Origin of the sequence: Streptomyces sp. NPDC008313, assembly GCF_042956125.1 — a bacterium.
Lineage (GTDB): Bacteria > Actinomycetota > Actinomycetes > Streptomycetales > Streptomycetaceae > Streptomyces.
On record NZ_JBIBFR010000003.1, the window covers coordinates 302,084 to 314,374 of the forward strand.

10 protein-coding genes are annotated in these 12,291 nt (G+C 72.7%); 6 read left to right on the forward strand and 4 right to left on the reverse strand.

Going from position 1 to position 12,291, the window contains the following annotated elements:
- Positions 1 to 17 precede the first annotated feature (17 nt).
- Complete coding sequence (locus tag ACFY93_RS06100) at positions 18 to 1,463, forward strand: FAD-dependent oxidoreductase (RefSeq protein WP_391353973.1); 1,446 nt, start codon at positions 18 to 20, stop codon at positions 1,461 to 1,463.
- A 23-nt stretch (positions 1,464 to 1,486) separates the two neighbouring features.
- Here ACFY93_RS06100 and ACFY93_RS06105 read toward each other — a convergent pair whose 3' ends face one another.
- On the reverse strand, positions 1,487 to 1,828 hold the full coding sequence (locus ACFY93_RS06105; RefSeq protein ID WP_391353975.1) for a hypothetical protein: 342 nt from the start codon (positions 1,826 to 1,828) through the stop codon (positions 1,487 to 1,489).
- Positions 1,829 to 1,898: 70 nt separating this feature from the next.
- Positions 1,899 to 2,966, reverse strand: a complete 1,068-nt coding sequence (hemE, locus tag ACFY93_RS06110) for a uroporphyrinogen decarboxylase (RefSeq protein ID WP_391353977.1) — start codon at positions 2,964 to 2,966, stop codon at positions 1,899 to 1,901.
- Positions 2,967 to 3,158: 192 nt separating this feature from the next.
- Here hemE and ACFY93_RS06115 point away from each other — a divergent pair, with 192 nt between their 5' ends.
- From ACFY93_RS06115 to ACFY93_RS06135, 5 genes are all read left to right on the forward strand, one after another.
- The gene (locus ACFY93_RS06115) at positions 3,159 to 3,845 is read left to right on the forward strand and encodes a DUF3000 family protein (RefSeq protein ID WP_391353979.1); all 687 of its coding nucleotides are present in this window, start codon (positions 3,159 to 3,161) and stop codon (positions 3,843 to 3,845) included.
- Positions 3,846 to 4,375: 530 nt separating this feature from the next.
- On the forward strand, positions 4,376 to 5,038 hold the full coding sequence (locus ACFY93_RS06120) for a response regulator transcription factor (RefSeq protein ID WP_019073943.1): 663 nt from the start codon (positions 4,376 to 4,378) through the stop codon (positions 5,036 to 5,038).
- Positions 5,039 to 5,121: 83 nt separating this feature from the next.
- Positions 5,122 to 6,399, forward strand: a complete 1,278-nt coding sequence (locus tag ACFY93_RS06125; protein ID WP_391353980.1) for an HRDC domain-containing protein — start codon at positions 5,122 to 5,124, stop codon at positions 6,397 to 6,399.
- 203 nt (positions 6,400 to 6,602) lie between these two features.
- Entirely contained in the window at positions 6,603 to 7,829 is a 1,227-nt protein-coding gene (locus ACFY93_RS06130; protein ID WP_391353982.1) for an acetyl-CoA C-acyltransferase, read from the forward strand.
- Positions 7,826 to 9,955 (forward strand): 3-hydroxyacyl-CoA dehydrogenase NAD-binding domain-containing protein, encoded by a 2,130-nt coding sequence (locus ACFY93_RS06135; protein ID WP_391353983.1) that lies wholly within the window; start codon positions 7,826 to 7,828, stop codon positions 9,953 to 9,955. The genes ACFY93_RS06130 and ACFY93_RS06135 overlap by 4 nt, the downstream gene beginning before the upstream one ends.
- A gap of 155 nt (positions 9,956 to 10,110) precedes the next feature.
- Here the strand turns inward: ACFY93_RS06135 and ACFY93_RS06140 are convergent, their stop codons facing one another.
- On the reverse strand, positions 10,111 to 11,145 hold the full coding sequence (locus ACFY93_RS06140) for a hypothetical protein (protein WP_391353984.1): 1,035 nt from the start codon (positions 11,143 to 11,145) through the stop codon (positions 10,111 to 10,113).
- A gap of 52 nt (positions 11,146 to 11,197) precedes the next feature.
- A complete protein-coding gene (locus ACFY93_RS06145; RefSeq protein ID WP_391353985.1) occupies positions 11,198 to 12,265 on the reverse strand; it encodes an NlpC/P60 family protein in 1,068 nt (355 codons plus the stop codon).
- Positions 12,266 to 12,291 lie beyond the last annotated feature (26 nt).

The window sequence follows — 12,291 nt, forward strand, 5'->3', positions numbered from 1 at the left end:
CCCCGTAGCGTGTTCGTATGAGCGTGATCGGTGCGAGCGGTACGGGCGAGGTCAGTGGTACGGGCGACGGCGGCAGCGGGGGGCGCGCGAGGGAGCGCCTGGTCGTGGTCGGCGGGGACGCGGCGGGCATGTCCGCCGCGTCCCAGGCACGCCGGCTGCGCGGCCCCGGCGAACTGGAGATCGTGGCCTTCGAGCGCGGCCACTTCACCTCCTTCTCCGCCTGCGGCATCCCGTACTGGGTCGGCGGGGACGTCGCCGAGCGGGACCTGCTGATCGCGCGGACCCCCGAGGAGCACCGCGCCCGCGACATCGACCTGCGGATGCGTACGGAGGTCACGGAGATCGACGTCGCGGGCGGCCGTGTCCGCTCCCGTGACCTCGAGTCGGGCGCCGAGGCGTGGACGCCGTACGACAAGCTCGTGCTCGCGACCGGTGCCCGCCCCGTCCGGCCGGACCTGCCCGGCGTCGACGCCCCCGGGGTGCACGGGGTGCAGACCCTGGACGACGGGCAGGCCCTCCTGGACACCCTGAGCACCACCCGGGGCCGCCGAGCCGTCGTCGTCGGGGCCGGCTACATCGGCGTGGAGATGGCCGAGGCGCTGATCAACCGGGGGTACGAGGTGACGGTGGTCAACCGCGGCGAGGAGCCGATGGCCACCCTCGACCCGGACATGGGGCGTCTCGTGCACCACGCCATGGAGGGCATGGGCATCACCATGGTGAACGACTCCGCGGTCACGGAGATCCGCACGGGCGACGACGGCAGCGTCCGCGCGGTCGCCACCCGGGACGCCGAATACCCCGCCGACGTCGTCGTCCTGGGCATCGGGGTGCGCCCCGAGACGGCCCTCGCGCGGGCCGCGGGGCTGCCGCTGGGCGAGCACGGGGGGCTGCTCACCGACCTGGCGATGCGGGTGCGCGGGCACGAGAACATCTGGGCGGGCGGGGACTGCGTCGAGGTCCTCGACCTGGTGTCGGGGCGCGAGCGGCACATCGCGCTGGGCACGCACGCCAACAAGCACGGCCAGGTCATCGGCTCCAACGCCGGCGGCGGCTACGCCACGTTCCCGGGCGTCGTCGGCACGGCGGTGAGCAAGGTCTGCGCGCTGGAGATCGCCCGGACCGGGCTGCGCGAGAAGGACGCGCACCGGGCGGGTCTGCGGTTCGAGGCCGTGACCATCGAGTCGACGAGCCGCGCCGGCTACTACCCCGGGGCCGCCCCGATGACGGTCAAGATGCTGGCCGAGCACCGCACGGGGCGGCTGCTTGGCGTGCAGATCGTCGGCCGCGAGGGTGCCGCCAAGCGCGTCGACATCGCCGCGGTGGCCCTCACCGCGGGACTGACCGTCGAGCAGATGACGGCGCTGGACCTGGGGTACGCGCCGCCGTTCTCACCCGTGTGGGACCCCGTCCTGGTGGCGGCCCGCAAGGCGGTGGCGGCGGTACGCGCGCGTGGAGCGTGACAGGGGGCGCCGAAGCGCGTCCGTCACGCCGTCTCGTGCCCGGCGCCCGCCGTCTGGTTGATCCGGTCGATGGCCTGGCGGGCCTGCTCGCCCGGCGGCCTCGCAGGCAGCGAGGACACCGACGCCGAGGAGGCGACGGCGGGCGGCTGGGCGGCCGGCGGCTTCGCGTGGGCGGCGGGCCTGCTGGAGCGCAGCCGGTGGCTGACGGCCTCGTCCAGGGTCACCGGGCGCTGCATCCGGGCGGCGAGCCGCCCGGCCTCCTGGCCGAGCGCGGCGACGTCCTCCCAGGGCAGGTGCAGCACGAGGGCGATCTCCGCCTCGCCGTCGGGCAGGGCGTGCATCGGAGGAGTACCTCGGTCGGTCATCGCCTGTTCCTCACGTCTTCGTCGCGTCGCGTGCGGTCGAGGAGACATACGTACGCGTGGGCGAGGACGTTCAGCCGGCGGTCCGGGTGTGGACGTCGTCGACGAGGCGGGTCAGGGCGTCCGGGTCGGTGGTCGGCAGGACGCCGTGGCCGAGGTTGAAGATGTGCCCCTCCAGGCCGGCGGCGGCGTCGAGGACCTCCTGCGTCTTGGCCCGGACGGCCTCGGGCGAGGAGAACAGGACGGCGGGGTCCAGGTTGCCCTGGAGTGCCTTGCCGGGGCCGACGCGGCGGGCGGCCTCGTCGAGCGGGACCCGCCAGTCGACGCCGACGACGTCCGCGCCCGCCTCGCCGAGCAGGCCGAGCAGCTCGCCGGTGCCGACGCCGAAGTGGATGCGCGGGACCCCGTACCCCTCGACGGCCCGGAACACCTTGGCCGAGGCCGGCATCACCGAACGCCGGTAGTCGGCGGGGGCGAGGGCGCCGACCCAGGAGTCGAAGAGCTGGACCGCCGAGGCGCCCGCCTCGATCTGGACCTTGAGGAAGGCCGAGGTGATCTCCGCGAGCCGGTCGAGCAGGTCCGCCCATAGCTGCGGGTCGCCGTACATGAGCGCCTTGGTGTGCTCGTGGTTGCGGGACGGGCCGCCCTCCACGAGGTAGCTCGCCAGGGTGAACGGCGCGCCCGCGAAGCCGATGAGCGGGGTCTCGCCCAGCTCGGCCGTCAGCAGCCCGATCGCCTCGGTGACGTACGAGACGTCCTCGGGGGTCAGGTCGCGCAGCTTGGCCAGGTCGGCGCGGGTGCGGATCGGGTCGGCGACGACCGGGCCGACGCCCGGCTTGATGTCGAGGTCGACGCCGATGGCCTTCAGGGGGACGACGATGTCGCTGAAGTAGACCGCCGCGTCCACGCCGTGCCGGCGGACCGGCTGCAGGGTGATCTCCGCGACCAGCTCGGGCCGCGTGCACGACTCCAGCATCGGGATGCCCTCGCGCACCTTGAGGTACTCGGGCAGTGAGCGACCTGCCTGCCGCATGAACCACACCGGGGTGTGCGGCACGGGCTCGCGCCTGCACGCCTTCATGAAGGCGGAGTCGTACGTCGCTGTCGGCTGCTGCCCCGAGGGGCGGTCGTTGGCACTCACGACGCAAAGTCTCCCACGCCCGGCAGGCGCCACCGCCCCCGGTCCGAGCCCCGGCCCTCGCCCACCGGACCGGTGCGGAGGGTGCGCGCCGGGAGCCCGGGCGGCGTGTTCCGGCCACGCGATCCGGACAGTGGTCCGGCGTACGGGTGTCTTGCCCTGCGCGAAGGCTCCGTTCCCCTTAATCTTCCCCGCATGGCTGCGGCTCAGGGACGACTGTCGGACGGCGCTGGCGGAATGGACGAGAAGAAGGAGAAGGAGGGGGAGGAGCAGCGGGAGCGGGACGCGACACAGACGCCTCCGGTGCCGTTCCGGGCGGCCGTCGAGGCGCTGAGGGCGGCCCGGCCGCGACCGGAGATCGAGCTCGACCCGACGCCCGCGCCCAAGCGCCTGGCCCCGTACGCGTACGCCCTGGAGGCGGCCGTCGTCGAAGAGGACGAGGACCTGGCCGACGGCAGGCTGGTGCTGCTGCACGATCCGGCGGGGCACGACGCCTGGAAGGGCACCTTCCGTCTCGTCACCCTGATCCGGGCGGAGCTGGAGCCGGAGATGGCCTCGGACCCCCTGCTGCCGGAGGTCTGCTGGTCGTGGCTGACCGGCGCGATCCAGGCGCGGGGGCTGTCGTTCGGTGAACCGAGCGGCACGGTCACCCGGGCCGGCTCCTCCTACTTCGGCGGGCTCGCGGAGCGTCCGGCCGCCTCCCAGATCGAGATCCGGGCGTCGTGGACGCCTCGCGAGGGCCTGGGCGGTGTCCCGGACACGGCGGCGCATCTCGCCGCGTGGTGCGACCTGCTCTGCCAGATCGCGGGCCTGCCGCCCGTCTCCCCGGGAGACGCCTCAGTCGTGACCCTCCCCCAGCGCCGCGGCCCGCAGTCCCGCTGACCTCCGCACCGCCCCCGGCCCCACCGCCCTCCGCACCGTCCGACCCCGCGCCGCCCCGCACCGCCCCGCACCGCCCCGCCGACCGTCGCGCCAGCCGGCCCGCCCCGCCAACCGCGCGCCACCCGGCCCGCCGGTCCCGGCGTCCGGTCCGGCCCGCCGCTCCGGCCCGTCACTACGGCCCGCCGCTTCGGCACCGCCCCCGTAGGTCCCGCGTCACCCCGCCGACCCGGCCGCGTCGAACACATACGACGCGGCCGGTCCTGTTTTCGAGTCCGGCCTGCCGGTCACCCCCGCGCATGACCGGCGCTTTGTCGATACGGCCACTTTCGGACGCATGCGAAAGCGCATCGCCTCGGTTTGATCTTCGGGTGATCGCTCGTGCGTCCGATTTGCACGGATTGTTACTCACCAAATCGTGATCATTCTCTAAAGGCCGAGGGGTTTGATGCCGAAGACGTCTGTGACCTTGAAAGCACGGTTCGTCCCGGCTCCATCCCCAGCCGGCCCCGTCCCGCCCCCCAGGAGGCCTGGTGTCCGTTCTCCTCGAGCAGCCCGCAAGCCTGGTCGCCTACCGCCCGAACAAGCCGACCGCCATGGTGGTCGTGGCCGACCCCCGGGTCCGCTCCACGGTCACCCGCCATCTGTGGGCGCTCGGAGTGCGTGACGTCATCGAGGCGTCGTCCGTCGCGGAGGCCCGTCCCAGAATCGGCAACCCGCGCGACATCTGTGTCGCCGACGTCCACCTGCCCGACGGCAGCGGGCTCACCCTGCTGTCCGAGACCCGCGCCGCGGGCTGGCCCAACGGCCTCGCCCTCTCCGCCGCCGACGACATCGGCGCCGTCCGCAACGCCCTCGCGGGCGGGGTGAAGGGCTACGTCGTCACCGGCACGCGGACGAACGTGGGGCTCCCCACCCGCCCCGGCGCCGCCCCCATCGGTTCCGCCGCCGCGCGGATGCACCGCCGCCCCCCGGGTGCCCCGAGCCACCCGGGCGGCTACCGGGAGCTCTCCGGCCGCGAGGTCGAGGTGCTGCGACTGGTCGCGGAGGGCCAGTCGAACAAGGCCATCGGCGTCTCGATGGGCCTGTCCGCCCTGACCGTCAAGAGCCATCTCGCCCGGATCGCCCGCAAGCTCGGCACCGGCGACCGTGCCGGGATGGTCGCGGTGGCCCTGCGAACAGGGATCATTCACTGACCTGGCTGGTTCACGACCCCCGGATGCCCGTCGGCGGAACGTTCCGTCGGCGGGCGTCTTGCATACACGGATAGTCTTGACAGGTGACCGACGCCCAAGAGACCGCAGCTAACAGCTCACTGCGAACCACCGGAGGCGGCCCTCCGGACGACGTCGAATCGGCGCCGATCCCCTTGCTCGAGCCCCGCGAGGGCATTCCGCCCGTCGTCGCCGACGAGGCCGCGCTCGCCGAGGTGATCGCCGCCTTCGCCGCCGGCCGGGGCCCCGTCGCCGTCGACGCCGAACGCGCTTCCGGATACCGGTACGGCCAGCGCGCCTATCTGGTGCAGCTGCGCCGCGAGGGCGCGGGCTCCGCACTGATCGACCCCGTGGCCTGCCCCGACCTGTCGGGGCTCGGCGCGGCGGTCTCCGGCGCGGAATGGGTGCTGCACGCCGCCACCCAGGACCTGCCCTGCCTGCGCGAGATAGGCATGGTCCCCACCCGCCTCTTCGACACCGAGCTGGCCGGGCGCCTGGCCGGCTTCCCGCGCGTGGGCCTCGGCGCCATGGTCGAGGGCGTCCTCAGCTTCGTACTGGAGAAGGGCCACTCCGCCGTCGACTGGTCCACCCGCCCGCTGCCCGAGCCGTGGCTGCGCTACGCCGCGCTGGACGTGGAGCTCCTGGTCGACCTGCGCGACGCCCTGGAGAAGGAGCTGGACCGGCAGGGCAAGCTGGACTGGGCCCGGCAGGAGTTCGACGCGATCGCGCAGGCCGAGCCCGCGCCGCCGCGCAAGGACCCCTGGCGGCGCACCTCGGGCATGCACAAGGTGCGGCGCCGCCGGCAGATGGCGGTCGTACGGGAGATGTGGGAGACCCGGGACCGCATCGCGCGGCGCCGGGACGCCTCCCCGGGCAAGGTGCTCGGCGACACCGCGATCATCGAGGCCGCGCTCAGCCTGCCGTCCGGCACGACCGCGCTCTCCGCGCTGGGCGGCTTCGGGCACCGGCTGAGCCGGCGCCAGCTGGAGCAGTGGCAGGCCGCCGTGGACCGGGCGCGGGCGCTGCCGGAGTCGGAGCTGCCGCAGCCCGGCCAGCCGGTGACCGGTCCCCCGCCCCCCCGCGCCTGGGCGGACAAGGACCCGGCGGCGGCGGCCCGGCTGTCCGCCGCCCGCGCCGGGGTGTCGGCGCTCGCCGAGCGGCTGAACATGCCGCAGGAGAACCTGATCACCCCGGACACCGTGCGCCGGGTGTGCTGGGAGCCGCCGGCCGTGCCCGACGCGGAGTCGGTCGCCGCGGCGCTCACCGGCCACGGGGCGCGCCGCTGGCAGGTCGAGCAGGTCACGCCCGTCCTCGTGAAGGCGCTGACCGCGACGAAGGCCTGACGTCCCGCCGCGGCCGGTCCCGGCGGCCGGCCGCGGCGGGGGCGCGGTGCGGACGCGGCCGGGGTGTGCTCCGGGTGTGACGTTCACCGCTTGGGCGTACGGGACTGGGCAGCATGGTTACTCGTAAGTAGCATGTGGGTGAGCGCGCGCTCAGTCGCGTGTGACGCGCAGCAGTGCCATCCCGCATCTGGAGGAGAGCCATCGTGCCTCGTACCGTCAGGGACGTCGTCTTCGTCGACGGCGTCCGCACCCCGTTCGGCAAGGCGGGCCCGAAGGGCATCTACCACGAGACCCGCGCCGACGACCTCGTCGTGAAGGCGATCCGGGAGCTGCTGCGCCGCAACCCGGCTCTCGACCCCAAGAAGATCGACGAGGTCGCCATCGCCGCGACCACGCAGATCGGTGACCAGGGTCTGACGCTGGGCCGCACGGCCGGCATCCTGGCCGGGCTGCCGCAGTCCGTCCCCGGTTACTCCATCGACCGCATGTGCGCCGGCGCGCTGACCGCCGTCACCACGACGGCCGGCTCCATCGCCTTCGGCGCGTACGACGCCGTCATCGCCGGTGGTGTCGAGCACATGGGCCGCCACCCCATGGGTGAGGGCGTCGACCCGAACCCGCGCTTCGTCAGCGAGAAGCTGGTCGACGAGTCCGCCCTGTTCATGGGCATGACCGCGGAGAACCTGCACGACCGCTACCCGACGATCACCAAGCGGCGCGCCGACGAGTACGCGGTGCGTTCGCAGGAGAAGGCCGCCAAGGCGTACGCCAACGGCAAGATCCAGCAGGACCTGGTGCCGATCTCCGTGCGCCGCACCACCCCCGAGACCGGTGAGACCGGCTGGGGCCTGGTCACCGCCGACGAGCCGATGCGCCCGGGCACGACGCTGGAGAGCCTGACCGGTCTCAAGACGCCGTTCCGTACGCACGGCCGCGTCACCGCCGGCAACGCCGCCGGGCTCAACGACGGTGCGACCGCCTCGATCATCGCGTCCGAGGACTTCGCCCGCGAGAACGGCCTGCCGGTCAGGATGCGCCTGGTCAGCTACGCCTTCGCGGGTGTCGAGCCCGAGGTGATGGGCTACGGCCCGATCCCGGCGACCGAGAAGGCCCTCGCCCAGGCCGGCCTGTCGATCGACGACATCAACCTCTTCGAGATCAACGAGGCCTTCGCCGTCCAGGTGCTGGCCTTCCTCGAGCACTACGGCATCGCCGACGACGACGCGCGCGTCAACCAGTACGGCGGCGCGATCGCCTACGGCCACCCCCTCGCCTCCTCCGGCGTCCGTCTGATGACGCAGCTGGCCCGCCAGTTCGAGGAGCAGCCCGAGGTCCGCTACGGCCTCACCACCATGTGCGTCGGCTTCGGCATGGGCGCCACGGTGATCTGGGAGAACCCGCACCACAAGGACGCCGGAGGCGACAAGTGAGCACCACCGCTGAGCTGCTGAAGGGCGCCGCCGAGCTCTTCCCGGGCGAGGTCGTCACGCAGGCGCACGTACGCCACTTCGAACTGCCGCTGGGCGCGGGGCGCTTCGCGCTCATCACCCTCGACAACGGCTTCGACCACACCAAGCCGACCACCCTCGGCCCGCAGTCGCTGGCGAACATCGACGCCGCCCTCGACCAGGTCGAGAAGGAGGCCGCGGACGGCGAGATCGTCGGCGTCGGTGTCACCGGCAAGCCGTTCATCTTCGCGGTCGGCGCCGACCTCAAGGGTGTCGAGCTGCTCAAGGAGCACGAGCACGCGCTCGCCATCGGCAAGGGCGGCCACGAGGTCTTCAAGCGCCTCGGCTCGCTCGCCGTGCCCACCTTCGCCTACTACAACGGCGCGGCGATGGGCGGCGGCGTCGAGGTCGGCCTGCACTGCACCTACCGCACGGTGTCGAAGGCCCTGCCCGCGTTCTCCCTCCCCGAGGTCTTCCTCGGTCTGGTCCCCGGCTGGGGCGGGTGCACGCTGCTCCCGAACCTGATCGGCGCCGACCGTGCCGTCTCGGTGATCATCGAGAACTCGCTCAACCAGAACAAGCAGCTCAAGGGCGCCCAGGTACACGAACTGGGCATCGCCGACGCCCTGTTCGAGGGTGCGGACTTCCTGGAGCAGTCGCTGATCTGGACGGCGTCCGTCCTCAAGGGCGAGATCGTCGTCGAGCGTGCCCCCGTCGACCGCGGTGAGGCCTGGGACCAGGCCGTCGCGCGCGGCCGGTTCATCGCCGACGGCAAGGTGCACGGTGCGGCCCCGGCCGCCTACCGCGCGCTGGAGATCATCGCCGGGGCGAAGAACGGCGACCTCCAGCAGGGCTTCGACGCCGAGGACAAGGCGCTCGCCGACCTCATCATGGGCGGCGAACTGCGGTCCGGCATCTACTCGTTCAACCTGGTGCAGAAGCGCGGCAAGCGTCCCGCCGGTGCCCCGGACAAGAGCCTGGCCCGCCCGGTCACCAAGGTGGGCGTCGTCGGCGCCGGCCTGATGGCCTCCCAGCTGGCGCTGCTCTTCCTGCGCCGCCTCGAGGTGCCGGTCGTCCTGACCGACATCGACCAGGAGCGCGTCGACAAGGGTGTGGGCTACGTCCACGCCGAGATCGAGAAGCTGCTCGGCAAGGGCCGCATCAACCAGGACAAGGCCAACCGCCTCAAGGCGCTGGTGACCGGTGTCCTGGACAAGGCCGAGGGCTTCGCGGACGCGGACTTCATCATCGAGGCCGTGTTCGAGGAGATGGGCGTCAAGCAGACGGTCTTCGCGGAGGTCGAGGCGGTGGCCCCGGCGCACGCGATCCTCGCCACCAACACCTCCTCGCTGTCGGTCACCGAGATGGCGTCGAAGCTGAAGCACCCCGAGCGGGTCGTCGGCTTCCACTTCTTCAACCCGGTCGCGATCCTCCCGCTCCTGGAGATCGTCCGCGGCGAGCGGACCGACGACGCCGCGCTGGCCACGGCCTTCGGTGTCGCCAAGAAGCTGAAGAAGACCGCGGTGCTGGTGAAGGACGCCCCGGCGTTCGTCGTCAACCGCATCCTCACCCGCTTCATGGGCGAGATCCAGAACGTCATCGACGAGGGCACCCCGGTCGAGGTCGCGGAGAAGGCGGTCGAGCCCCTGGGCCTGCCGATGTCCCCGCTGGTCCTGCTCGAACTGGTCGGCCCCGCCATCGGCCTGCACGTGTCGGAGACCCTCAACCGGGCCTTCCCGGACCGCTTCACGGTCTCCCCGAACCTCGCCGCCGTCGTCAAGGCCGGCAAGCGCGGCTTCTACGTGTACGACTCCGGGAAGCCGGAGCTCGACCCCGAGGTGGCCGCCCTCCTCCAGCAGGGCGACGTCGTCCTCACCGAGGAGCAGGTCCGCGCCCGCGTCCTGGACGCCGTCGCCCAGGAGATCGGGCTCATGCTCGACGAGGGTGTCGTCGCCGAGGCGCAGGACATCGACCTCTGCCTGATCACCGGCGCCGGCTGGCCCTTCCACCTGGGCGGCATCACGCCGTACCTGGACCGCGAGGGCGTCTCCGAGCGGGTGAACGGCAAGAAGTTCCTGGAGCCGGGCGTCGCGTCGGTCCCGGCGTAACCGCCCCGCTGTATCCCCGGGTGCCCCGCACACCACATCGGTGTGCGGGGCACCCGTCGTTGCAGTGCGGGGCATCCGGCTTCGTCCGTCGACGCCCGTAGTGCGCTGCCACCGCATATCACGCTGACGCGCCTGGCGCGCCGCCGTACTCGCCCTCAGGCGCCGGGCGGGCCGGAGAGGTCCCGCCACGCCTCCAGCGCCAGCCCCGCCTCCGCCTTCCGCCGGGTGATCCGCAGCTCCCCGGCCCCCGGCGCGCGACTCGCCGCGACCACGCGCCCGTTCTCGTCCTCCGCGAGCGACACCAGGGCGCCCGGAGGCAGTCGCGGCCCCGACTCGGTCCACCATGCCCCCGCCGCCTCGTCCTCGGTCGGGTACGCGGCGAACGCCACCCGTCCGCTCGCCGCCCCCTGCGCGAGCAACGTGCAGTCGTGGCCGTCGAGTTCGCAGCGGAGGGCGGACACGGGCCCCGGCCCGGCCGCCGCGAGCAGCGTGCGGGGCTTGCCACCCGGCCGCCAGGCGCACAGGTCGCCGGACGTGTCGGTGAAGAAGAGTGTGCAGGCCTCCGGGGAGGTCGCCAGCGCCCGCAGGGTCCCGGGCCGGACCGGCGTCTCCACGGCCTCCTGGAGCACCGGCCGTGCGCCGGCCTCCTCCTGCCGCCAGTGCCAGATCCCCTCCGGCCCGGCCGCGAACAGCTCGACGCGCCCCGACTCCCCCGTCACGGCCGCCAGGTCCTCGTACAGCTCACGTCCCTTGAGGTCGTGCCACGGCCCCCAGCCGCCCTTCTCCTTCTGGCCGGTCATGCTCACGCCGCCGCCCTTGTTGCGGACGAAGACATGGGCGCGCCCTTCGGCGTCGACCGCCACGGCCGGGGCGCCGGTACGGTCGCCCTTCTTGTCCGGGTGGCCGATCGGGTTCCAGTCCAGGGCGGCGAGACGGGGCCGGAAGTGCGTGGAGTGGACGAGGCCCGCCTCACCGGGGACGGTGGGCCGCCACGACACGAGGTGGGTGTAGCCGTCGGCGCCCTGGCCGACGGCGAGCACGGGGTGCAGGCGCTGGTCGCCGCCCACGGTGCGCGGGGCGTCCCAGGGACCGCCGGGCCCGCGCTCGGCCCGGCACAGGACGGCGTCGTCCGACAGAAGGTACACACTGAGCCTGCCGTCGCGCCCACGTCGCAGCCAGTCGCCGTTCACCAGTTCACTTTAAGCGGGGCCGGCCCCGCGCGCGGGAGCCACCCCCGCCCGTTCAGAGGCGCTTGGCGCTGCGCAGGGTGGACGCGTAGTAGCCGTTGCCGTCGAGGCGGGAGGTGCCGCCCTTGTCACCGATGGTCGGGCCGTTTACCTCTTCTCTGCTGGAGACGAAGATCATGTGCCCGTCGGTGTCGTGGCCCATGTACATGCCCACGTGGTCCAGGCGCTGCTTCGTCCGCTGGTCGAGCTTGAAGAAGACGAGGTCGCCCGGCTGCAGGACGTCGATGTGGGAAGGCCGGTCCGAGGCTCCGACGCCCTTGAGCGGGATGATGTCCGCACCGATGTCGGAGCGGGCCATGCCGTTGGCGCTGCGCGGCAGGCCGTCGCCCGAGGTGTCCGAGGACCTGAGGGGGTAGCGGGCGCGGTAGCCCCAGACGAGCCGCTGGAAGCCCGAGCAGTCGACCGCGCGGGCCCGCTGCGTCTCGGGCTGCTGGGTGACGCCGTCACGGAAGGTGTACGGGATGCCGAGGTAGTCGTAGAAGTCGGACAGCTCGTCCCGCAGGTCGTTGCCCTCGCTGCCGTTCGGGTTGAGCGGGCCGAAGGACGCGTCACCGGCGTAGGCGATCCCCTCGTCGTCCTTCTTGACGGGGGCTCCCTCGATGTACTGGAAGGCGTACGCGAAGACGTCGTCCTCCTCGCTGCCGTAGAACTCCTTGAACCAGTCCTTGAACCACTTCTCCTTCTCGGCGCCCTTGCGCCACGTCTCCGGCATCAGCCGCACCCAGTCCTCGGTGACCACCCGGGACTTGGTGTTGGACGGTTCGGTGAAGGTACGTGACGGGCCCTTGAGCGTCGCGGTGCGGGCGCCGTCCGTGAAGGTGGCGATCACCGCCCCGCCCTCGCTGCGCAGCACGGAGCGAGCGGGGGCGCGCAGACGCTCCCAGGTCTGCTTTCCGCCGACCTTGCCCGAGTTCTCCAGGTCGACCTTGTCGGTGACCGACTGCACGGCCGGTACCTTCTCCTGTTCGTCCTGGCGCAGTTCGAACGTGAAGTACGCGCTGCCGGCGAGCAGCGTGAGGACCGTGGCCGCGTGGAGAACGGGGCGGCCTTTGCGCTTCGGCATGGTGACGGCTCCAGTGGTTCCGAAGT

Coding starts and splice junctions, on each gene's coding strand:
- ACFY93_RS06100 (WP_391353973.1), top strand. CDS start 18: ATGAGCGTGATCGGTGCGAGCGGTACGGGCGAGGTCAGTGGTACGGGC.
- ACFY93_RS06105 (WP_391353975.1), bottom strand. CDS start 1,828: ATGACCGACCGAGGTACTCCTCCGATGCACGCCCTGCCCGACGGCGAG.
- ACFY93_RS06115 (WP_391353979.1), top strand. CDS start 3,159: ATGGCTGCGGCTCAGGGACGACTGTCGGACGGCGCTGGCGGAATGGAC.
- ACFY93_RS06145 (WP_391353985.1), bottom strand. CDS start 12,265: ATGCCGAAGCGCAAAGGCCGCCCCGTTCTCCACGCGGCCACGGTCCTC.